12 protein-coding genes are annotated in these 23,547 nt (G+C 68.4%); 7 read left to right on the forward strand and 5 right to left on the reverse strand.

The annotated features are described in order from the left end of the window. Positions 1–116: 116 nt before the first annotated feature. Together ACT86A_RS04550 and ACT86A_RS04555 are read right to left on the reverse strand one after the other, a co-directional pair. The gene (locus ACT86A_RS04550; protein ID WP_445090721.1) at positions 117–824 is read right to left on the reverse strand and encodes a siderophore-interacting protein; all 708 of its coding nucleotides are present in this window, start codon (positions 822–824) and stop codon (positions 117–119) included. Between the two features lie 100 nt (positions 825–924). Next, positions 925–1,395: an MTB12 C-terminal domain-containing protein gene (locus tag ACT86A_RS04555; RefSeq protein ID WP_445090722.1), complete on the reverse strand. Its 471-nt coding sequence runs from the start codon at positions 1,393–1,395 to the stop codon at positions 925–927. 166 nt (positions 1,396–1,561) lie between these two features. On the opposite strand from ACT86A_RS04555, the gene ACT86A_RS04560 reads away from it, so the two are divergent. The 7 genes from ACT86A_RS04560 to ACT86A_RS04590 all read left to right on the forward strand — a co-directional run bounded on the left by ACT86A_RS04560 (position 1,562) and on the right by ACT86A_RS04590 (position 18,821). Continuing rightward, on the forward strand, positions 1,562–2,872 hold the full coding sequence (locus ACT86A_RS04560; protein ID WP_445090723.1) for a SidA/IucD/PvdA family monooxygenase: 1,311 nt from the start codon (positions 1,562–1,564) through the stop codon (positions 2,870–2,872). Between the two features lie 40 nt (positions 2,873–2,912). Beyond that, on the forward strand, positions 2,913–3,848 hold the full coding sequence (locus tag ACT86A_RS04565) for a methionyl-tRNA formyltransferase (RefSeq protein ID WP_445090724.1): 936 nt from the start codon (positions 2,913–2,915) through the stop codon (positions 3,846–3,848). A gap of 173 nt (positions 3,849–4,021) precedes the next feature. Then, positions 4,022–4,774, forward strand: coding sequence for a thioesterase II family protein (locus tag ACT86A_RS04570; RefSeq protein ID WP_445090725.1), 753 nt, complete (start codon positions 4,022–4,024; stop codon positions 4,772–4,774). A gap of 19 nt (positions 4,775–4,793) precedes the next feature. Further along, the gene (locus ACT86A_RS04575; RefSeq protein WP_445090726.1) at positions 4,794–6,110 is read left to right on the forward strand and encodes a beta-ketoacyl [acyl carrier protein] synthase domain-containing protein; all 1,317 of its coding nucleotides are present in this window, start codon (positions 4,794–4,796) and stop codon (positions 6,108–6,110) included. After that, the gene (nbtC, locus tag ACT86A_RS04580; RefSeq protein WP_445090727.1) at positions 6,103–9,207 is read left to right on the forward strand and encodes a nocobactin polyketide synthase NbtC; all 3,105 of its coding nucleotides are present in this window, start codon (positions 6,103–6,105) and stop codon (positions 9,205–9,207) included. Before ACT86A_RS04575 ends, nbtC begins: the two co-directional genes overlap by 8 nt. Before the next feature lie 12 nt (positions 9,208–9,219). Beyond that, positions 9,220–14,292 carry a non-ribosomal peptide synthetase gene (locus ACT86A_RS04585; RefSeq protein ID WP_445090728.1) on the forward strand — a complete coding sequence of 1,691 codons (5,073 nt, stop codon included), beginning with the start codon at positions 9,220–9,222 and terminating at the stop codon, positions 14,290–14,292. Beyond that, on the forward strand, positions 14,289–18,821 hold the full coding sequence (locus ACT86A_RS04590) for a non-ribosomal peptide synthetase (protein ID WP_445090729.1): 4,533 nt from the start codon (positions 14,289–14,291) through the stop codon (positions 18,819–18,821). Before ACT86A_RS04585 ends, ACT86A_RS04590 begins: the two co-directional genes overlap by 4 nt. 55 nt (positions 18,822–18,876) lie before the next feature. Here ACT86A_RS04590 and ACT86A_RS04595 read toward each other — a convergent pair whose 3' ends face one another. The 3 genes from ACT86A_RS04595 to ACT86A_RS04605 all read right to left on the reverse strand — a co-directional run bounded on the left by ACT86A_RS04595 (position 18,877) and on the right by ACT86A_RS04605 (position 23,507). Next, positions 18,877–20,247, reverse strand: coding sequence for a SagB family peptide dehydrogenase (locus tag ACT86A_RS04595; protein ID WP_445090730.1), 1,371 nt, complete (start codon positions 20,245–20,247; stop codon positions 18,877–18,879). A gap of 41 nt (positions 20,248–20,288) precedes the next feature. Continuing rightward, positions 20,289–21,266, reverse strand: coding sequence for an ABC transporter substrate-binding protein (locus tag ACT86A_RS04600; protein ID WP_445090731.1), 978 nt, complete (start codon positions 21,264–21,266; stop codon positions 20,289–20,291). Between the two features lie 192 nt (positions 21,267–21,458). After that, positions 21,459–23,507 carry a M13 family metallopeptidase gene (locus ACT86A_RS04605; protein WP_445090732.1) on the reverse strand — a complete coding sequence of 683 codons (2,049 nt, stop codon included), beginning with the start codon at positions 23,505–23,507 and terminating at the stop codon, positions 21,459–21,461. Between the last annotated feature and the right edge of the window lie 40 nt (positions 23,508–23,547).

The raw sequence follows: 23,547 nt of genomic DNA on the forward strand, positions 1-23,547 counted from the left end.
GGCTCAGTTTTCGCACATGGACCGAATTGGTCACGCAGGTCAACGCCGGGTTGTGGCGCGGATCCGGCGCCGATCGAGTGCGGCCGGCTCCGGTCGATCCACAGCTGCTGGTCCGGCTACTTCCAGTAGGCCTGGTATTTGATCGAGTTCTTGGTTACGCCATGGACGGTTTTGAAAGTCTTCACGATCGAGCGGGTGGTCCGGCCGCAGCAGGCGACCCAGGCGAAGGCGTCGTCGGCGCAGGTGATCTCGTGCGCCTGCGCACGCAGCAGGCGACCGTCGTCGATCCGCTGCAGCCAGCTCACCTCGTGTTGCGGCTTGTTGCGTACCGGCAGCGTGACGTCCGATTCGTGCTGCCATTCCAGCCAGACCCGGGCCGGCGCGTCGCCGATCGCGTCGAGCAGCGAGTTGATCGCGGGCAGGGACGCGGTGTCGCCGAAGACGAGATACTCGCTCGGCGTCTGTTCGGGCAGGCGGAAATCGGAGCCGAGCACCGTGACGTCGAGGTGGTCGCCGATCGCGGCGCGCTGGGCCCACCGCGTGGCCGGGCCGTCGTGCAGCGCGAATTCGAGGGCGAATCGGTCGCCTACCGGGTCGGGGTCGACCAGGGTGTAGCCGCGGTGGTGCAGTTTGTCGCTCGCGTCATCCGGAATCCAGCAGCGGATCCACTGCGTGGGGTGCACCGGGTGCTGCGCCAGCAAACCGCCCGCGGTGAAACCGATGCGCAGGTAGTTGTCGGTGATCTTCTCGGTGGAAGTGACCGTGATCCGGAAGTCGTTGCCACCCCAGGCCTTCACCAGCAGGCCGTTGAATCCCTTACCCATGGCGGTAAGGTTAGCCTAACTGAAGTTGATTGTCGCCTGTGGCGCACGTCACGTGAACGGCCCTCGCGTGTGGCGGCCGTTCACGCTGACGCGCAATCGATTACAGGCTGCAGGGCAGGAAAGCGACGCTCGCCACGGTGCACTCGGCCTCGCGGGTGAGCTTCCAGGTGCCGTCGATCTGCTTCCAGGTCAGGTCGAAGTAGAACGGGTCGAAGCCGTCCACCGCGGTCTGCAACTGCGCACTGAGGACGTTGCCGTTCACGCTGACCGGGCCGAGGATGCTCCAGCGGAAGCTCGGCGGAGCGCTGGCCATGGCGGCGCCGACCTGATCGATCAGCGGCAGCCCCGCCTCGCCCGCTTCGAGTTCGGCCGCGCGGGCCGACCGCGCCGCGCCGGTGTTGAGGGCGGTCTGCAGCTTGGCCTTCAGCTCGCCCGGACCGGGGGCGGCGGCCTGCATCGGGGCGGTCAGCGGCGCGGCGGTCGCCGACGTAGCGGCGGTGATGGTGCCGAAGGTGCCGAAAAGGGCGATAGCCGCGACTATGGCGGCCCTGGCGTTTGTGGTCCTGAACATGGCGAGTCAATCCAATCGTTGCGAGGCGGGAGTTTTGGTGAGGTCGATACCCGCCGATACCCATCGAGCAATATAAGGTAAGCCTATGCAAACATGAAGTACGGGTTGCTGCCGTACCCGAGCTCGGCTGGACGGGTGCAGTGCTCGCGAGAGAGTGGAGAGCGGAGTGGAGACCCTACTGGTAGTCGGCGCGGGCCCGAAAGCCCTTGCGGTCGCGGCGAAATCGCATGTCCTGCGGAAGCTGGGGTTGCCCGCGCCGCGGGTCGTCGTGGTCGAAGCGCACGCGGTCGGCGCCAACTGGCTGCCCAGCGGTGGCTGGACGGATGGTCGGCACCGGCTGGGTACCAGTCCGGAGAAGGATGTCGGCTTCCCGTATCACTCGACCTGGGCGCGCGGTCACAGCCGTGCCATCAACGAGGCCATGATGGCCTACAGCTGGACGTCTTTCCTGGTCGAGCACGGCACCTACGCCGAGTGGATCGATCGCGGCAGGCCCAGTCCGCAACATCATGTCTGGGCCAAGTACTTGCAGTGGGTCGCCCGGAAGGTCGAGCTCGAGCTGGTGCTCGGCACCGTTCGCTCGATCCGGCAGCGTCATGACGTCGCGGGTGACGGCTGGGCGGTCGAGATACTCGGCGCCGACGGCGCACGCGTCGACATCGACGCGGACGCCTTGATGCTCACCGGTCCGGGGCGCAGCGGCACGGCGCTGGCCGAGCACCCTCGGGTGCTCAGCATCGCCGAGTTCTGGGACCTCGCGGGTAAACGCGGCCTTCCGGTCTGCTCGCGGGCCGCGGTGATCGGCGGCGGCGAAACCGCGGGCTCGGCGCTGGACGAGCTGGTCCGGCACGAAATGCTCACCATCTCGGTGATCTCGCCGATGGCCACCATCTACACCCGTGGCGAAAGCTACTTCGAGAACTCACTGTTCAGCGATCCGACCAAGTGGAACGCGCTGGGCGTCCAGGAGCGTCGTGACGTCATCCGGCGCACCGACCGCGGCGTGTTCTCGGTCCGGGTGCAGGAGAGTCTGCTCGGCGACAGCCGAGTTCATCACTTGCAGGGCCGCGTGACCCGCATCGTCGACCACGGCGCGGGTGTCGCGGTGACGCTGCGCAACGAGCTGCGCGCCGACCAAGTGCACAACTTCGACCTGGTGGTCGATGCGACCGGCGGGCAGCCGCTGTGGTTCCTGGAACTTTTCGATGCCGAAGCGGCGGACCGGCTCGAGCTGGCCGTCGGCGGGCCGCTGACTCAGGCGCGGATCGAAGCCTCGATCGGGTATGACCTGGCGGTGTCCGGTTTGGCGGCCAAGCTGTATCTGCCGAATCTCGCGGCGCTGGCGCAGGGGCCCGGGTTCCCGAATCTGAGTTGCCTGGGTGAACTTTCGGATCGAGTGCTGCGGAACACGCCGTCGCGTGGCGCGGGAGTCCGGCGCAGACCGGCGGTGGGGCGGTCCGAAACACCAATCGGATAGGCTAGGCTAGCCTTAGTTTATCGGAGATGAGGTTCGTTTCATGCGTATCGTGTCGTTCGGCTTCCAGACCTGGGGGCGCAAAACCCTGCAGGCTCTGATCGATTCCGAGCACGAGGTGGTGCTCGCGGTCACCCATCCGGCCAGCACGCAGTCCTACAAGGCGATCTGGTCGGATTCGGTCGAGGAACTGGCCCGCCGGCACGGCATCCCGGTGCATCTGACCGAGCGCGTCGACGCCGAGACCATCGACTTGGTGAAGCGGGCCGAGCCCGACGTCATCGTGGTCAACAGCTGGTACACCTGGATGCCCGCACAGTTGTACGACTTGCCGCCGCACGGCACGCTGAACCTGCACGATTCGCTGCTGCCCAGGTTCACCGGATTCTCCCCGGTGCTGTGGGCGCTGATCAGCGGCGAATCCGAATTCGGCCTGACCGTGCACCGGATGGACGACGGTTTGGACACCGGCGACATCCTGGTGCAGCACGCGCTGCCCATCGGTCCCACCGATACCGGAACCGATCTGGTGCTGCGCGGTATGGAGCTGATTCCCGCAGCGCTCAACGAGGCGCTGGCCGCGTTGGCGTCCGGCACCGCGGTCTGGCGATCGCAGAACAAGGCTGAACGAACCTATTTCCACAAGCGTTCCGACCGCGACAGTCTCATCGATTGGAACTGGACCGCCGAAGATCTGGAGCGCTTCGTGCGCGCGCTGTCCGAGCCGTATCCGCGTGCGTTCACCTGCTATCGGGGTGAGCGGATCGAGGTGCTCGAGGCGCGGGTGTCGCAGGCGCGCTATGGCGGCACACCCGGCCGGGTGATCGTGCAGGAGGGTGGCGGCGCGGTGGTATCCGGTCCCGATGCCCATCGCGGCGGCAACCGCGGCCTGGTGATCACGCGCATTCGTACCGCAGCGGGCATCGAGCATGCCGGGGCCGAGTTCTTTTCGCGCGGTGGCTATCTCGCGGATCGGTGACCAACGCTACCGCATTCGCTATTTAGGGTAGCCTAGGCTAATATTGGGCGACCGACCAAAGATCAACATCAGTCAGTGCAGCGGGTGGGGTGTTGTACGCCGCCGATGACAGTGGCGGCCCGCGGTGCGCGTACTCGCGCCGTGGGACGTCCGGCGGGAGCAGGAGTCAAGAAATGCCAGCAAGTCTCGGATGGATCCGACAGTTCCACAAACCGCGTTCAGCGGACTGCCCACCGCTACTGATCTTCCCGCACGCGGGCGCGGGCGCTTCCGCCTATCGCACGGTCTCCAAGACGCTGAGTGCGCACTTCGACACGAAACTGCTGCAGTATCCCGGTCGCCAGGACCGCGGCGCGGAACCGGCCGCCGCAACGTTGCCCGAGATCGCGGCCGGTGCTTTCGAAGCCTTCCGATCCGAGTCCGCCGCAGATGTTCCGTTGACGGTCTTCGGGCACAGCATGGGTGCGATCATCGCGTTCGAATTCGTCCGCTTGGCGGAAGCCGCGGGCCTGCCGGTGCGGCTGCTGGCGGCGTCGTCCGCCGCGGCACCCGGCCTGATCGCCGATCTTCCCGGGCATCCCACCGAGGACGAAGAATTGCTCGACCATATGACCGCGCTCAACGGCACGGGCGCGGATGTGCTGGCAAACCGCGACTTGCTGCGGATGGCGCTGCCGGTGCTGCAGGCCGACTACCGCGCCTTCGACGCGTACGCCTGCGCCGCCGACGTCCGGATCGAAAGCCCGATTCGGGTACTCGGCGGTGACGAGGACCAGTTCGTCGCACCGCGCGAGCTGTACGCGTGGTCGGCGCACACCAGCTCTGCCGCCGAGGTGACGCTGTTCGCCGGTGGCCACTTCTATCTGCACGACCATCTCGACGGCATCGCGGAATTACTTGTGCCGCAGGCGAGCCCGGTCGTCTAGCGGCCGCGCGGAGGACATGATGAGCACAACTGCACACGACGATCCGATCGTCGTCGCCGGCATCGGCGTCGAGGCTCCCGGCGGCATCGACACGCTTCCCGGCTTCTGGGCGATGCTCGCGCAATCGCGCGAGATGATCGGGCCGTTCCCCCGTGACCGGGAGTGGCCGGTCGCCGAACTGCTCGCGCTCGGACGCCTCGACGGCTGGTCGGCGGTGTCCGATGCCGGTGGCTTTCTCGACGGCGCGGCCGAGTTCGATTCGCAGTACTTCGGTATCACGCCGCGCGAGGCGATCGCGATGGATCCGCAGCAGCGGGTCGGCATGCGGGTGGCATGGCGGGCGCTGGAAAACGCGGGTGTCAACCCGGGTGCGCTCGACGGGGAGAACGCCGGATGCTGGATGGGCGTCTCGATCACGGAATACGGGCCGCGGGTCACCGGCGTCAACGACCACAACGGCTACCGGGCGACCGGTACCGCGCTCGGCGCCGTCGCGGGTCGGATCTCGCACGGACTCGGCCTGATCGGCCCGTCGGTGAGCGTGGACACCGCATGCGCCTCCGCGCTGACGGCGGTGCACCAGGCCGCGGCCGCCATCCGCGCGGGCGAATGCGACTGGGCACTCGCCGGAGGCGTCTGCGTGATGGGCTCGCCCGGCGCCTTCTTCGAGTTCTCCAAGAACAACGCGTTGGCCGCTGATGGCCACTGCCGTGCCTATGCCGCGGACGCCACCGGCACCCTCTGGGGTGAGGGCGCGGGCGTGGTTGTGCTGGAGCGGGAGTCGCGCGCACACACGCTCGGGCATCGTGTGTATGGACGGCTGCTCGGCTCCCGGGTCAATCACAATGGCAAAGGCGCACCGCTGGCCGTGCCCAGCGCCGCGGCTCAGCAACGACTGGTCCGCGACACTTTGGCGGTCAGCGGTATCGCACCGGAACTGGTGGGGCTGATCGAAGGCCACGGCACCGGCACCCCGGTCGGCGATCCGCTGGAACTCGCGGCGCTGAGCGCGACTTATGGATCCGCGGGCGGCCGAGCGCTGCTGGGTTCGGTGAAGTCGAACGTCGGTCACGCGCAAGCGGCCTCGGGCATGCTCGGCCTGATCAAGGTGCTGCTGTGTGGCGCGAACGGACAGATCGCCCCCACGCTGTGGGCGGACAATCCGACGACCGACATCGACTGGAATGCGTCGGGACTGAGCCTGGCCGCCGAGTGCGAACCATGGGAGCCCATCGATGGCGTGCGCTATGCCGCCGTGTCCTCGTTCGGTGTCGCCGGTACCAACGCGCACGCGATCGTAGGCATGCCGGTCCTGGAGGAGGACACCGATGTCTAGCTATCGGATGCCGGACGGCACGATCCCGGTTCTGCTGTCCTCCGACAGCGCGGAGGGTTTGCGTGCGGAAGCCGCGGCGATTCTGACCTACCTGGAAAACCGCCCGCGGATCGATCCGGATCGCGTGGCCGACATGCTGTTGCGTACTCGCACGCCCCGCCGCTACCGAGCGCTCGCGCTGGTGACCACACGGGTAGAGCTGCTGGACGCGCTGCGCGCGGTCGTCGCGGACACCGCGCACCCCGCGGTGGTGTCGGGCGAGGGGCCCGCGGTCGCGCGGCGTATCGGCTTCGTCTTCCCAGGTCAGGGCAGTCAGCGTCCGGGTATGGGCGCGCTCTACTACGAGAGCTCGCCGGAGTACCGGACGACGGTCGACGAATGCGCCGCCATTCACCTCGATCGGTTCGGCGACGCGAAGCCTTTGCACTATCTGCTCGGGCACACGGGCGAATTCGACGACGCCGTCTGGGAAGTTCAGCCCGCGCTGATGTTTCACATGACCGGACTGGCCGCCATGTGGCGGGCCGCTGGAGTCGACCCCCATGCCACCGTCGGGCACAGTCAGGGCGAACTGGCGGCAGGCGCGGTCTCGGAAGTCATGACGCTGCGCGACGCGGTGCTCGCGGTGACGCACCGCGCTCGGTGCGTCGGCCGCATCGCGCCGAGCGGCTACTCGATGGCGGTGCTCGGCATGGATCGCGACGCCTGTGAGGCTCTGCTGGCCAGGCACTCCGGCTGGGCCGAACTGTCGGTGGTCAATTCGCCGCACATTCTGGCCATCTCCGGCGACCGCGACACCATTGTGGAGATGGTCGAGCTGGCGAACGCCCGCGGCCGGTTCGCCAAGGAGATTCGCGTCGCCTACCCGGCGCACACCTCCATGGTCAGCGAGTATCGTGCCGAGTTGGAGGCCGCGCTCAACAACGAGATGAGCGGTAGCCACTTCAGCGACACGGACGTCCCGAGCTACGGTGCGACGCTCGGCGCGCCGATCACGCCGGACCTGCGCCACGATCAGTATTGGTACTGGAATCTGCGCAACCGTGTGCGGTTCGACCGCGCGGTGATCGCCGCCGCCACCGACGGCATCGACACGCTGATCGAGATCGCCGAGCACCCGACGTTGCAGCTCGCGCTGCAAGAAAACCTTTCGTTGGTGCCGAAAACCGTGCCCGCCAAGGATTTCCGCGTAATAGGCAGTTCGCTGCGTACCGCGCGATCGTTGCGCGAGTTCGCGCGGAACGTGGCGTTGGTAGCGGTGCACGACGCCGGATTCCGCTGGGATGCGCTGCGCGTCGCGTCCAGCGCAACGCCCGCATTGCCGCTGCGCGATTTCCCGCACACCGTGCTGAGGACCAAGAAGCTGTGGGCAACACCCGAGATCGGCGCGCTCGGCCCGCTGCGGGCCGTGGCCGAAGCGCCGAAGCCGCAGCGGCTGGTGGAGCAGTGGCGACCACTGGAGCGCCGGGCACTGCTGCCGCCACGCCGACTGGCCGTGGTCGACCACACCGGCCGCTGCGCGGAGCTGGCGAACGCATTGGTCGCGGCGGCGCAACGGCACGGCGCGACCGCGTTCCGCTTCAGCCCGGCCGACGCCACCGAGTTCGACACCGCGGTCGTGCTGCTGCCACCCGGGGCGGACACCGACGCCGCCGCAACGATTCCCGACTATGTCGGGTTCTTCGCCGAGCGTTCCTGGCAGCCCGCGTTGGATCGGTTGCATGCAACAGCCGGGTCGGAATGCTGGCTGGTGACCGTCGGCGGTGAGGCGGTGCGCCCGGCTGATCCGGTGCCGCAGCTGTTCCACAGCGGCGTCGCGGCCGGGTACCGCAGCATCGGCATCGAGCGAACCGGCGTCCGGCTGCGGCATCTGGACCTGCCCGCGGACGCGGCGGGCCCGGATCAGGCGGCCCGGATCATCGCGGCGCTGCACACCGCGGGAGAGCCGGAGCTGGCGCTGCGCGACGGCAAAGTCTTCGTGAAACGCTTGACCCGCGCGACCACGGTTGAATCGGATGGGGCCGAATCGGACGGTGCGGATCTCGCGCATGTGCTGATCGTCGGCGGCACGGGTCAGCTCGGCCTGCGCTTCGCCGACCACTACGCCAGGACCGGCGCCGGTCGGGTCACGCTGCTGAGCCGATCCGGTGAGACCGATGCGAATGCCGCGCAGCTGCGCAGGTTGCGCGCACTCGGCGGCACCGAGATCGTCGTCGCGAGCTGCGACATCAGCGACCCGGATGCGGTCGCCCACTTCGCGGCTGCGCAGGCCGACCGACCGGCGAGCCTGCTCATCCATGCCGCGGTCAACTACGTCGAGGCCGAATCCGCCGACATCACCGCCGATCTGGTGGCCGAGGCCGCCGCCTCGAAGGTTCTCGGCTTGGACACCGTGCTGGCGCAGGTCCCCCGCACAGCCACGTGCCGGGTCCTGTTGTGCTCCTCGACCGCGGCGACGCTCAGCGGTCGTGGCCAGATCCTCTATGCCGCGACCAACCGCATGCTCGATGTGATGGCCCGCAGACTGCGGTCCGAGGGCATCGACTGTGTCTCGATCGAATGGGGCCTCTGGAACGCGGCCGGTCCGCTCGACGCCGCCGGTTTCGACAGAGTCGCGAGTGCGGGCGCGATCGCGATGCCCCCCCACGACGCCATCGCGGCCGGACTTTCCGGGCCGTGGAGCGACGCACTTGTCATGGCGGCCGACTGGGCGCTGCTGTCGGAGATACTCGATGTCTACGGCCAGGCCACAGTTCTGTCGTCCCTGCTGGTCCCCTCCGAGCAGCCGCCGGTCGAGGTCGGGCCGACGCCGGTGGTCACGATCGCGCCCACACCGCAGGAGGCACCGGCCGGTCGGCCCGCCTTGGCCGACCGTATGCGCACCGAACTGCGCAAGGTCATGGGTGCCGATGGCTCCGAGTCCATCGACGGAGCTGTGCCACTGGTGGCGCTCGGGCTGGATTCGTTGCAGGCCTTGGACTTCCGCAAACGAGTCAAGGCGGAGCTGGACCGGGACCTACCGGTGGCGGCGATTCTGGGCGGCGCATCGCTCGACGATGTCGTGCTGCTGATGGCAGACAACACCAACCAAGGCTGAGGGGCCAGAATCATGTCAGACACCGATGCCGCGAACCTTTCCGTGCTCCAGCGCCGCAAGCTGCTGCTGCAACAGCGATTACGCGAAAGCGGTGTGGCGGCGACGGAAACGTCCACGAAGCCGCGACCGACGGTGCGGGCCGGGGAACGGTACCCCCTGTCGGCGGGACAGCGCAGGATGTGGTTTCTGCAGACCAGAGACGCTGGGGACACCACACTCAACATCTGCCTCGCCTACCGGCTGACCGGCCCGCTGGACGAAACGCGGTTGCGCACCGCCGTCGGCGCGGTCGTCGCCCGGCACGACATCCTGCGCACCACGTATGGGGTGGACACACAGGGCGAGCCGTTCCAAGTCGTCCACGATGGTATCGAGATCGCGTGGCAGTCACACGATCTGACGGATCTGCCCGAGTCCGGACGCGGTCAGCGGGTGGAGGTGCTCACCCGCCGGGAGTTCGGCAGGCCATTCGACCTGGCCACCGATCTACCGTTGCGCAGCACCCTGATCAGAACCAGCGCGGCGGAATTCGTGCTGGTGTTCGTGGTGCATCACATCTGCTGGGATGACGACGGCTTGGCCGTCTTCTTCGCCGAGCTGAACGCCGCGTACCGCGATGACGGCGCGCGTGCCGGCGGTCCGGCGCAGTTCGTCGCGGTCGAGGTGCTCGACCCGCCGGCCGAACCGAGCGACGCGGACGTCGAATACTGGCGCGGCGCGTTGCGACCGTTGCCCGAGCCGCTCGAGCTGCCGGGGTCCGCGGCCGCGAACCCCTCGAAGCAGGTGGCCCGCCGCACCACGCGGTTGTCGCGCGAGCTGGCCGACCGGCTCGACACCTTCGCGCGTGCACATGCGGCCACACCGTTCATGGTGCTGTTGGCTGCCTACAACACGCTGATCCATCGCTATACGGCGGCGTCCGATTTCGTGGTGTCCGTTCCGGTGACCGACCGTCGGGCCGGAACCGAGGGCTTGATCGGCTACTTCGGCAATACACTGCTCCTGCGTGCCGTCGTGCGCAAGAACGACAGCTTTGCCAGCTTGGTCGAGGCGGTGCGGGAGACCTGTGTCGGCGCTTTCGCCCATCAGAGTGTCGGCATCGATCACGTTGTCCGCGCGGTGAATCCGGAGCGCGTCGCCGGTCGGGACGGCATGGATCAGCTGGTGCGGCTCGGGTTCAGCGTCCGCAAGGGCGCCGACGGTTTCGCACTGCCCGGAATCGAGGCTCGGCAGCTGGATCTCGGCGCTCCCACCGGCCAGGTGCCGTTGGCCTTCGCGGTGATCATGGACGAGACGGGCGCGTTGCTGGAGGCCGAGTACCAGATCGACGTACTGGCCGAAACGGTGGTCGAACAGATGCTCACGCACTTCGTCCGGTTGCTCGACAGTGCGCTGTCCGAACCCGATCGCCGCCTCGGCTACCTGGACATGCTGGGCGCGGCCGACCGCACCGCGATCCTGGAGCAGTCGCACGGCGAACTCGTCGCGGGCGAGCCGACCACCCTGGTCGCACTGTTCGAACGCAGTGCCGCAGCGGCGCCGCAGGCCCTGGCGCTCGTCTCGGACCACGCCAAATTGACCTACGACGAGCTGTATCGCCGCTCGAATCGCCTGGCGCGCTGGCTGATCGGCCGTGGCATCGGGCCCGAGGACATCGTCGGGCTGCGGATGACCACGTCCGTCGAGTTCATCGTCGCGATGCTCGGCGTGCTCGGATCCGGTGCGGCATACCTGCCGATCGATCCGGCCTACCCCGACGACCGGATCGAGTATCTGATCGCGGACGCCCGCCCCGAACTGGTACTCGGCCGGGCGGATCTGGCGGCCGCGGAATCAGCGGCTGCCGACCTGCCCGATACCGCCCCGACCGACGGCGATCGCGTTCGTCCGCTGCGGCCAGGGCATCTCGCATACGTCATCTACACCTCGGGCTCGACCGGCAAGCCGAAGGGCGTTCCGGTGCCGCACGTGGCCATCGCCGAACACATCGAAGGTTTCATCGCCGAATGGGGGATGACCGCCGAAGATCGACTGCTGCAGTCGTCTTCGGTGAGCTTCGACGCCTCACTGCTGGACATCTTCGTCACATTGGTGCTGGGCGCGCGCTTGGTCGTGCCGAAGCCGGACGCGTTCCGCGACATCCGGTACGTCGCCGACCTGATCACCCGGCGCGGCGTCACGGTGCTGCACATGGTGCCGTCGATGCTCAGCACCTTCCTGCTGTTGCCGGAGGTGAGCGAGTGGCGGGCACTGCGCCATGTGCCGGTGGGCGGCGAAGCGCTGCCGGGCGAGGTGGCCGACAAGTTCGCCGGTGTCTTCGACGCCGAACTGCGCAACCACTACGGGCCCACCGAGGCGGTGGTCTGCTCCACGCACATGTCGGTGGAGGGGCCGCAGGGCACCGGAGTCGTACCGATCGGCGTGCCGAACCGCAATGTGTACACGTATGTGCTGGACGAGGCGCTGCAATTGGTGCCGGCCGGTGTCGTGGGCGAGCTCTACCTGGGCGGCGCGCAGCTGGCGCGGGGCTACCTCGGCCGGGCGGCGCTGACCGCTCAGCGGTTCGTCGCCGACCCGTTCACCCGCGGCGGACGGCTTTATCGTTCGGGGGATCTGGTGCGCCGCAACATCTTCGGCGAATTGGAGTTTGTCGGGCGGGCCGACGAGCAGGTCAAGGTGCGTGGCTTCCGGATCGAGCTGGGGGAGGTCGAGGCCGCGATCACCGCGCACCCGTCGGTCGGCCACTGCGTCGTGGTGGTCGCGCAGGACCCCGCGGTCGGCGCCTTGCTCGCCGCGTACTTGGTGCCCGCCGGCAACGAAGACGGTATCGCGCCAGTGGATCTGGAACAGGTACGCGCGCATGCCGCCGCGCTGCTACCGGAGTACATGGTCCCCAGCGCTTTCGCGGTGATCCCGGAGATCCCGTTGACCGTCAACGGGAAGCTGGACAAGCGGGCACTGCCCACGCCGACCCCGGCCGCAGTCCGCGGCTACCGGGAGCCCGCGACGGCCACCGAGCGCCGGATGTGCGCGAGCTTCGCCCAGCTGTTCAGCGTCGAGCGGGTCGGTGCCGAGGACTCCTTCTTCGAACTGGGCGGCCATTCCCTGCTCGCCGCTCGACTGGTCGCCTTGATTCGCGCGGATTTCGGGGTCGAGTTCGACGTCCGCGTGGTGTTCGACACGCCGACCCCGGCCGGTTTGGCGGCCGGTCTGGTCGACCGGTTCCGCGATGACTTCGGCATCGATCTCGACGCGGTGGACATCGACGTGGTGGATATCGCCGATTCCGCCGCGCCGGAATCGGCCGCCGCGTCGTCGGGTCGCCCCGCGCTGACCGAACGTGACCGGCCCGAGCGCATTCCGCTGTCCTATTCGCAGCTGGCCATGTGGTTCCAGTACCGGATGGAAGGCGCGAGCGAGGTCGGCAACCTGCCGTTCGCGCTGCGCTTCGACGGGCCGCTGCACCGCGACGCGCTCACCGCCGCGGTGAACGACCTGGTGGCCAGGCACGAGGCGCTGCGTACCACGTTCCCCGAGCACGAGGGTGTTCCGTATCAGCTGGTGCATCCGGTGCTGGAGGTGGCGGTGCCGGTCACCGAGATCGTGCCGCAGCAGCTCGACGCGACGCTGGCCGAACTGCGCCGCCACCGGTTCACGCTCGAGTCCGAGCCGCTGGTCCGGCCGACCCTGGTCGCGCTCGGCCCGCAGAGCCATGTGCTGTCGTTGCTGGTGCACCACATCGTCGCCGACCACGCGTCGCTCGGAATCCTCCTCGACGATCTGATCACCGCGTACCGGTCCCGGATCGATGGCCGGGCACCGGGGTGGACGCCGCTACCGATTCAGTTCGCCGATTACACGCTGTGGCAGCGCGACGCGTTCGACCAGGACGCCGCGGGCCGGCGACATGCGTTCGGCCAGACCGAGATCGAGCACTGGCGCACAACGCTCGCCGGACTGCCGGACGAGATCTCGGTGGCGCCCGATCACCCGCGACCGGCCGTGCTCGGCAAACGCGGCGAAGTGGTGACCCTGCGCGTGTCCACCGCTGGGCGCGCGGGTATCACGACTCTCGCCGAGCAGTGCGGGGCGAGCGAGTTCATGGTCTACCAGGCCGCGGTCGCGACCCTGCTGCACCGGCTCGGTGGCGGCACCGACGTCGCGGTGGGCACCCCGGTGGCGTGCCGAGTCGACCCGGCGACCGAGTCGTTGGTCGGCCTGTTCGCCAATATGGTCGTGCTGCGCAACGACCTGTCCGGGGACCCGACGCCGCGGGAGACGGTCGCACGCGCCCGCGATGTGGTCCTCGATGCGTACGCGCATCAGGAGCTGCCCATCGAACGCCTGGTCGAGGCCGTCAATCCGCCTCGGAGCAGGTCGCGAAATCCCTTGTTCCAGAGCATGATTCATTTCCGGGGCGCGGATTGGGCACCGCAGCGGCGCGATCTGACCGGTACGGGTGCGGCGACGGTCTCGGTGCTGCCGGTGGACTTCGACGTCTCGTTCCTCGACCTGAACCTGAGCCTGAACGTGACCGCGGACGGCGGTATGGACGTGCGCGTCGTGGTGAACGCCGATCTCTACGAGCCGGCGACGGCCCGGCTGCTCGCCGACGCGCTCGCGGCCACCCTGGACGCGTATTCGGTGGCGCCGGACAGCCCCGTCTCGCAGTTGACGGTGCTGCCGGAGGCTGAACTGGCCGCACTGCTCGCACCGCCGGTCGCCGTGGCGGCAAGCGAGCGACCGTCGACGGTGGCCGCGGGTTCATCGACTACCGCGCGCACGCTCATCGCCCTGCTCGAGGAGTTGCTCGAGATCGCCGATGTGCAGGCCGAGGACAACTTCTTCGCGCTCGGTGGCGACAGCGTGATCTCCATCCAGTGGTCCGCACGTGCGGCCGCGTCGGGGCTGGCGCTGACCCCGCAACTGGTGTTCGAGCACCGGACCATCGCGGAACTCGCCGCAGCGGTCGACGCGGCCGCGGATCAGCCCACGCCGCAACCGGAGAGCGCGCCGATGAGCGCTTCCGGCCTGGACGCCGATGCCCTGGCCGCGCTCACCACATCCTGGCAGGCGCAGTCGTGACCACCGCACCGCCGCAGATCGAGGATGTCCTGGCCCTGAGCCCGCTGCAGGAGGGGTTGTTCTCGCTGTCGCGGCTGCGCGGTGACGGCATCGACCTGTACACCATGCAGTTCGTCGCCGACATCGACGGCCCGCTCGATGTGGGACTGCTGCGCCGCAGCGCTGAGGCCATGCTGGTGCGGCACCCGAATCTGCGGGCCGCCTTCTGGGACCGGGACGTGCCGAAGCCGGTGCAGATCGTACCGACGCGGGTCGAGCTGCCCTGGACCGAACGCACGGCGCGGCCGGCGGAATTCGACGCCATCGCGGAATCGGAGCGCCGGCGGCCGTTCGACCTCAGCCGCGGCCCCGCACTGCGCATCGTGCTGCTCACGGTGCCCGGCGCGAGCACCCGCCGGATGATCCTCACCGCACACCACATCCTGATGGACGGCTGGGCGATGGCGGTGTTCTTCACCGAGTTGCTCGCGGTGTACCAGGCGGGCGGATCGCTGGACAGCCTGCCCGCGCCCCGGCCCTACCGCGACTACATCGGCTGGCTGGCCGCGCAGGACACTGCCGCCGCCACCGCCGAATGGGCCGGATACCTGAGCCGCGCGAGCGGACCGCTGATGCTGGCCGACGGCAACGCGGTCGGCCGCGCCACTGTGCCGGAAAAGACGAAACTCCTGCTGCCCAAGGCGGAAACCGAGCGGGTGCAGCAGTGGGCACGCCGCAACGGCCTGACCCTCAACACTGCCATGCAGTTCGCGTGGACAGTGCTGCTCGGCCGGCTCACCGACCGTCGCGACGTCGTCTTCGGCACCACCATCTCCGGGCGGCCCGACCAGCTCGCCGGGGTGGAGGGCATGGTCGGCCTGTTCATCAACACCGTGCCGGTCGTGCACCGCCTCGAGCGCACGGAATCGGTGCTCGAACAGTGCGCGCGGTTGCAGCGGGAGTCGGCCGCCATGCGCGACATCGGCTACCTGAGCCTGTCGCACCTGCAACGCGTAGCCGGTCACGGCACGCTTTTCGATACCCTCTTCGTCTTCGAGAACGCCCCGATCGACGACGCCATCCAGGAGGTCACCGCCGCGGACGGCACCCGCTTGCGCCCGGTCGAGATGGAGAGCTTGTCGCACTATCCGCTGACCGTGGTCAGCCATCTCGGCGACGGCGAACTGGTGGTGCTGATCGAGGCCATTCCCGCAGCGTTGCCGCACCTCCCGGCCGCGGAGGTCGGCGAGCGCCTGCTCACCGTGCTGCGCCAGCTGCCCGACAGCACGGATGCGGACGCACTGGATGTCCGCACCGCGGCCGAACACGCCGAACTCCGCGCCGCCGCCGCGCGACCCGAGCCCGCGATCGATACCACCGTCTGGGAGCTGTTCGACCATCAGGTGCGCCGCACCCCGGACGCATCCGCCCTGACCACCGGTGGCGGTGAGCACTACACCTATGCCGAGCTGCACGCCGCCGCGAGCCGCCTGGCCGGGGAACTCGTCGAGCACGGCGTCGGTCCGGAGCAGGTCGTCGCGCTGGCGCTGCCGCGCTCGGCGCAGTCGATCGTCGCGATCCTGGCCGTGCTCGCCGCGGGCGGCGCCTACCTGCCGGTGGACCTCTCGCTGCCCGCCGTCCGCGTCGAATCCATTCTGCGCCAGGCGGATCCGGTGCTCACGGTGACGGTGGAAGCTTGGCGTGCGCTGCCCGGGGCGCGGCTGTCCACGCTGGTCATCGATGATCCCGCAGTGGCGGAGCGGGTTGCGCGCCGCGCACCGGTCGCGCCGGCGGTCGAGCGTCATCCGCAGCACCGCGCCTACCTCATCTTCACCTCCGGGTCCACCGGAGAGCCGAAGGGAGTCATCGGCACCAACGCCGCGCTGGCAGCGTATTTCGCCGATCACCGCGACCGCGTCTACCGTCCCGCGACGGCACGTCTCGGCCGCCGGCTGCGCGTCGCGCACGCCTGGTCGCTGAGCTTCGACGCCTCATGGCAGCCCATGGTCGGGTTGCTGGACGGACATGCGCTGCACCTGTTCGACGCCGAGGAGATGCGCGACGCACTCCGGTTGGTCGACGGTATGGCCGCGCACGCGGTCGACATGATCGACACCACTCCGTCGATGTTCGCGCAGTTGTCCGCGGCCGGGTTGCTCGAGCGCGGGCTGCCGGTGCTCGCGCTCGGCGGCGAGGCGATCGATGCCGCGCTGTGGTCCCGGCTGCGGGCGCTGCCGGAAACCGCCGTCTACAACTGTTACGGCCCGACCGAGACCACCGTCGAGGCCGTGGTCGCCCCGGTCGAGCGGTACACCACGCCGACCATCGGCACGGCGAACACCGGAACCTCCGGGTACGTCCTCGATTCCCTGCTGCGCTCGGTGCCCGACGGCGCGGTGGGTGAGCTGTACCTGTCCGGTGCCCAGCTTGCTCGCGGTTATGCCGGCCGGGCCGCGCTCACCGCTGATCGCTTCGTTGCGGACCCGCAGCGACCAGGTCGGCGCATGTATCGCACCGGGGATCTGGTGCGCCGCCTGCCGCACGGCGGCTTCGCCTATCTGGGCCGGGCCGACGCACAGGTCAAAATTCGCGGCTACCGCATCGAGATCGGCGAGATCGAGACCGCGCTGCGCAGGCTGCCCGACGTCAGCACCGCCGCGGTCACCGTGGTGCGCCGCGCCGGTGGCGCGAGCCTGGTCGGTTTCGTGGTGTGCCGAGCGGATCGGGACGGCGATGTGGTGCGGCTGCGGGCCGCCCTCGCGGAACGTCTTCCGGCGTACATGGTCCCGGCCCGGATCGTCACGTTGCCGCAGCTTCCGGTGAACCCCAACGGCAAGCTGGATGGTCACCTGCTGGCCCGGCTGGCCGAGCGAGCGCTGTCCGGCGATACGTCCGCGGGCACGGGGGCCGTAGCGTCCACCGGCACCGAGCGCGCCCTCGGCGAAGTCTTCGCGGAGCTGTTCGACGGCAAGGTCCCCGGCATCGACGAAGACTTCTTCGCACTAGGTGTGGACAGCATCGTGGCCATCTCGCTGGTCAACAAGGCACGCAGACGCGGTATGACGGTGAGTCCGCGAATGGTGCTGGCCACCCCCACCATTCGTGAGCTAGCCGCAGCGGTCGATGCGGCGGCCGCCACCGCACCGGTCCGGTCCGATGGCGATTTCGGCGAGGTGCTGCCGCTGCCGGTGGTGTCCTGGCTGCACGAGTACGGCAACTACCGCCGCTTCACCCAGACGGCGCTGCTTCGGTTACCCGATGGAATCGACAGTGCGGCAATCGAATCGGTCTTACAAGCGCTGCTCGACGGACACGACACCTTGCGCGCCCTGCTGCGCGACACCGCCGCGGGACCGCGTCTGGTCACCCGCGAGCCCGGCGTGGTCCACGCGACCGACCTGCTCACCACGGTCCCGTTGGCGACGGCATCCGACACCGAATTGGATTCGGCGATAGCCGACGCGGCGCGCACAGTGCTGGACCAGATCGACCCGCGCACCGGCGACATGGTGCGAGCGGTCTGGTTCACCGGCGCGGCACAGGGGGAGGTGCTGCTGCTCACCGTGCACCATCTGGCCGTGGACGTCGTCTCCTGGCATATCATGCTGGCGGGAATCGCCGAGGCGTGGCGGGCGATCGAAGCGGGGGCCGCGCCGAAGCCCCTGCCGGAATTCACCTCGTACCGGCGATGGTCCACGCTGATCTGGGAGCGAGCCGCCATCCCGGAAGTACTGGCCCAGCGCGACTATTGGGCCGAGCAGGTCCGCGAGCCCGATCCGCCCCTCGGACAACGCCATCCGGCCCCGGCGAGCGACACCTGGTCCACCCTGCGGGTGACCTCGGTGGTCACCCCGGTGTCGGTGACCGAACCCATTCTGGCCACCCTTACCAGGGAAGACGGGGTGCGCGAGTTCCTGCTCGCCGCACTGACCGTGACGATCGCGAGTCTGCGGCGCGAACGCGGGCACGACCCGGCTTCCGGCGCGCTGATCGCGCTGGAGGGCCACGGGCGCGCCGATACCACCTTGAACACCGACACCACGAATACCCTCGGCTGGTTCACCAGCGTCTTTCCGGTCCGGCTCGGCATCGGTGCGGCAGCGGTGGATATCGAACAGGCCGAAGCGGATCCAGCCGCCGCGCGGTCCCTGCTGAACTCGGTGAGCGCGCGTCTGCGCGCCGTCCCGCAGCAGGGGCTGGACTATGGTCTGCTCCGGTACATCGCTCGTGTCCCGGAATTGCAGGCGGCAGCCGAACCGCAGGTCGAGTTCAACTACCTGGGCCGCGTGGATCTGAGCGGGGGCGTCGATCAGCCATGGTCGCTGCTGACCGGCCCGCGCAACGACGCGCTGCCGCTGGATCCGGAACCGGATCTGCCGCTGCGCTACGCGCTCGACGTGATCGCGGGCATCGGCAGCACACCGGAAGGCCCGCAGCTCACGACGAATTGGCGCTGGAGCGAAGCGCTGTTCAGCGCGGCGGACGCCGACCGCCTGACCCGGCTCTGGCAGCGCAGCATCGCGGCGCTGGCCGTCGCGGTCGAACCTTGATGCACGACGGCCCCGCCGGATCGGCAGGGGCCGCCGTGCTAAGCCGTCGCGGCGCTCAGGCGGGTGAACCGACGATGATGCTGCCGACGTTGCATTCGGAGAGCTCGTCCACGCCTACCGCCGCGCCGAACGCCGTGGTGTCGCTGAACCCTTGCGCGACCACGCCCAGACCCATCGCCGTGGCGGCCAGATAGACGGTCTGCATGAAAACCCCGACGTGCTTGAGGATGTTGGCGTAGCCGACCTGCTCATAGCCCCACATCACCCGGCCGGCCCGGGCCGAGACCAACAGCAGGACCTGTGCTTCCGCGCCCTGCGCCAGGGTGGCCGAGGTTGTGCGCAGCAGTCGCTGCACCGCAGGCGAATCCGCGGGCGCGACGGGGCACAGCACATGGTCGAACGAATCGTAGTGGTACATGCCGGCCGCCAGCCCGGCGACGTTGCGCACCACCGGATAGACCTCCAGCTCATGCACACTGCCGCCGGAAGGGTAGGGACGCGAAGCCAATTCCTCGCTGTCCACGATTTCCACACCGCGAGTGCGCGCCGTGCGATAGAGCAGTTCGGCCAGCTGACCGAGGGTGATGGGGGCGCCGTCGTCGAACGCGCGGCAGGACCGGCGGTCCTCCAGCACCGCCGTCAGGCTCGGATCCTGGGCGCGCAGTGCCGTCAGATCCGGAACCGGCAGCGGCACGGGCGCACCCGGATAGGCGGACTTGCGGGCGGGCGGCGGCGGGAAGTGGCCCTTCGCCCACTTGGTCGGGCCGAAGTTCTCCCAGGTGATGGTGCGTTCACCCAGGGTGCTGCGCCGATGGAACCACAGATCGGGTGCGCTCCAGCTGCGGCTGGCGAACTCTCGGTCCTCCGCGTCGGGGTCGGCCACCAGGAACCCACTCCAGTGCAGGTCGTCGGCGAACTGCGTCTTGACCGCGATCGGCAGGTTGGCGTCGGCCGCGCCGGGGCCGTCCAGCAGCGCGAGCAACCGCGGATCGTGGATGCGCAGATCGCACCACGCGCGCGGGTGTTCCAGCACGAAGCCCAGCGAGTCCCGATGCAGCACGGCGAATTTCGACAGTGTCGCCGACCACGGCAGCGCTGTCGTCGGCCGTGCGGGCGGCTGCCCGAACGGCTGGATGGTGTAGAGGTCGCGCCCGCCGTCGCGCACGGTGACCGCGAGCCAGCCGCCGTCGGCCAGCCGGTCCATCAGTCCGGCTACATCGGCATCGCCGGCGCCGGCGGACATCTCGGCGACCGTGGCGGGCCCCTGGTTCAGCGTTTTCAGCGCCTGGAGCTGACCGGCGGCCAAGCCGGTCAGCTTCTCGTTGTGCGGCGGACGCAGCAGTACCGCCCCCGCCGGGGTGCTCAGGCAGGTGACGCCCGCGCGCAGCGCGAATCTGGTCTGGTCTGGATAGGTGGGCGCGGGCACGAGCGCTGACCTCCGCTTGTCGAATCGATCTGATAGATATGCTATTTCGCCGCGTTGGCGAAGGCGGGCGCCAGTTTGTCCAGCAGGTAGGGAACCGAAAGCGCGGTCGGCTGGTTCACCGCGGAGATCTCCAGAGTGTTGAGGAAGACCACCGCCCCTTTCCGCACCGCGGGCAGTTCCGAATAGCCTGGCAGCTGCCGGTAACTCGCGTCCAAGCCAGGAGAGTAGCCCGCGAGCAGCAGATCCGACCGCAGTTCGTCGAGACGTTCCGGCGACAGCGCCAGCCTGCCCTGATTCGCGGGCTGATCGGTCAGGTTCTTCGGAATCGTCATGCCGAGCTGGGTGAACAGTTTGCTGGAGCCGTCGTTCGGGTCGGTCAGCACCATGAGCTGCGACGGGCCGGCCAGCCACGTGCTGGCGAAGGTCTTGCCCTTCAGGCCGGGATTCGCCGCGGCGATCGCGTCGAGCCGCCCGCGCACGTCGGCAATGACCCGGTCGGCGTCGCCTTCTTTGTGTAGCACTTTGCCCAGGGTGTTCACCTGGTCCTGCCACGGTGTCACCGCGTCCTTGCCGAGCGCGGGCAGCGTCGGGGCCAGCTTGGACAGTTCGTCGTAGGTCTTCTGATCGGCGATGAACGGATCGGCCAAGATCAGATCCGGCTCCAGCGCCGCGACCTGTTCGGCGATATTGCCCCCGGGGTTGAGTGCTTTGGCCGATGCGAGCGTCGCGGGCTCCCACGGGACCGGAGTCTTGGACAGCACGCCGATGTTGTCGACATAACCGACCGGGGTTACGCCCAGCGCCAGCGTGGCGTCCAGCCACTGGTTACCCAGCGTGACGATTTTCGCCGGCGTGCCGCTGACCGTCGTGGTGCCGCGAGCGTGGGCGACGGTGACCGGCGCGCTGCCGGAAGCCGGGTCATCGCCGGATGTTCCGCATGCGCTCAGACCGAGAGCGAGCGCACCCGCCACCGCAACGACCGCTGCCCGGAACCAGCGGGACCTGCGAACCGACCTCATTGCCTCACCTCTTCGCATCGAGAAATCCCCGACGGCTCGTCCGGGCCGACCTCAGCATAGGTCAGCCTTGCCTTACTCGGCAGCCTCGGGTGTGTGTCCGGACTTCGATGGCGAGGACGACCGAACCGCCAGTTGCGTTCGAGCCCGCTGCCATGAGCGGGCTCGAACGCGCGAACTCGGCCGAATACCGACTCAGAACGTGACGCGCTGGTCGGAGGGCAGGAACAGTTTGTCGCCTTCCTTCACCTCGAAGGTCTGGTAGAACTCCGCCAAGTTGCGCACCACCTGGTTGCTGCGGAATTCCGCGGGCGAGTGAGTGTCGGTGGCGAGAGAGCGGACGGTGACTTCTTTCGTCTGCTTTTCCCGCCAGCTGCGCGCCCAGGACAAGAACATGGTGCGGTAGTCCGGGTTGTCGATACCGCGGCGTTTTTCCGCGATGCGGAAAGCTGCCAGGGTGATCTGCAATCCGCGCAGGTCGGCCAGGTTCTCCCCGACCGTGAGTGCCCCGTTGACGTGCTGGTTCGGCTCGAGCCCCTCAGGGACCAGGACGTCGTACTGCTCGACCAGTCGCTTGGCCTTGGCGTCGAACGCGGCGCGGTCCTCCGGAGTCCACCAGTCGCGGCGGTTGCCGTCGCCGTCGTATTTGGAGCCCTGGTCGTCGAAACCGTGTCCGATCTCGTGCCCGATGGTCGAGCCGACCGCGCCGAAGTTGACCGCGGGCAGCGCGTCCTTGTCGAAGAACGGCGGCTGGAGATAGGCGGCCGGGAAGGCGATCTCGTTAGAGGTCGCCGAGTAATAGGCGTTCACCGTCTGCGGCGACATACGCCATTCGGACTTGTCGACCGGAGTGCCGAGCCGGGCGAAGGCGCGCTTGGTCTCGAAACTATTGATGGCGAGCAAAGATTCGATCAGTTTGCCCCGGGTGATCTTCAGCTTGGAGTAGTCGGTCCACTTGTCCGGGTAGCCGATCTTGGGATCGATCTTGTCCAGCTTTGCCAGCGATGCCGTCCGGGTCGCAGGCGACATCCAGGTGGAGTTGGTGAAATTCTCCCGGTAGGCCGCGATGACGTCGGCGAGCATTTCCTTGGCGCGATCCTTGGCCTCCGGCGGAAAATACTTGGCCACATACAGTTTCCCGAGCTGCTCGCCGAGCTGTCCGTCGACCAGGTTGACCCCGTACTTCCAGCGTTCCTGTCGCTCGTTCTGACCGTTGAGCACCTTGCCCTTGAAATCGAAATTCGCGTCGTTGATGGCCTTGGGGAGATAGGGCGCAAAGGCCCGCAGCACGGACACCTTGAGGTAATCCCGCCAACTGGCGATGTCGACTTCGGTCCACAACTGCCCTGCCGCCGCGAGGTAGGACGGCTGAGCGACCACAATCGTAGCGAAAAGCTCGCGCGGGCGGTCGGTGTTGCCCGCCAGCCACGGATCCCAGTCGAATCCCGGGGCGAGTGAGGTCATTTCGGCCCAGCTGTACACGTTGTACGTGGCATCGGTGTCGCGATTTCGCACGTTGTCCCAGTGCGCGGGAGCGATGCGCTTCTCCAGGTCGAATACGCGCGCAGCGGTACCCGCCGGATCGGCGAAGCCCGCGCCCGCCGCGATGCGCTCGAGGAAGGTTCGATACTCGCCGAGCACCTTGGCGTATTCCGGCTTCCGGTAGTACTGCTCTTCGAGTCCGAGGCCGGATTGGCCGACCGATGGGATATAGGCGTCGGAGTTCTTCCGATCGACGTCGATGCCGAGTCCGATCAGGCCGCCGATCGGCAGCTGGGCCATCACTTTCGCCAAGTCGGCTTTGGTCGCGGCGCCATCTATCTCGGCGAACAGCCCGGCCAGCGGTGTCATGCCGAGCCGCTCGACCTCGTCCCAGTCCAGCCGCGCGTCGTACAGATCCCTGATCTGTTGCGCCTCCGAGCCGGGTTCGGGATCCTTGATGCCCTCGATGATCTCCCGCAACTGCTGCTGGGTCCGCTCAGCGGCCTCGCTCGTCGAGCCGAAGGCGACTTTGTCCGGCGGCAGCTGATACTCGCGCAGCCACTTCCCGTTGACGTGCCGGTACAGGTCGTCCTGCGGCCGGATCGTCTCGTCCGCCCCGCTGAGGTCGACACCGGTGAGCGTCCTGCTTGTTGCTTCGGAGTCGTTCGAGCAGGCGACCAGCGCGGCGGCGGCCGGGACCGCCCCGAGCGCGATCAGGAACGCACGACGGTCCAGCTTTCCTGGACGACCGGTTGATGTCACGAGAGTCCTCTCCCCGACGCGGCGGTGCCGCAGATGTACG

It is taken from the genome of Nocardia glycosmidis, from assembly GCF_052545115.1.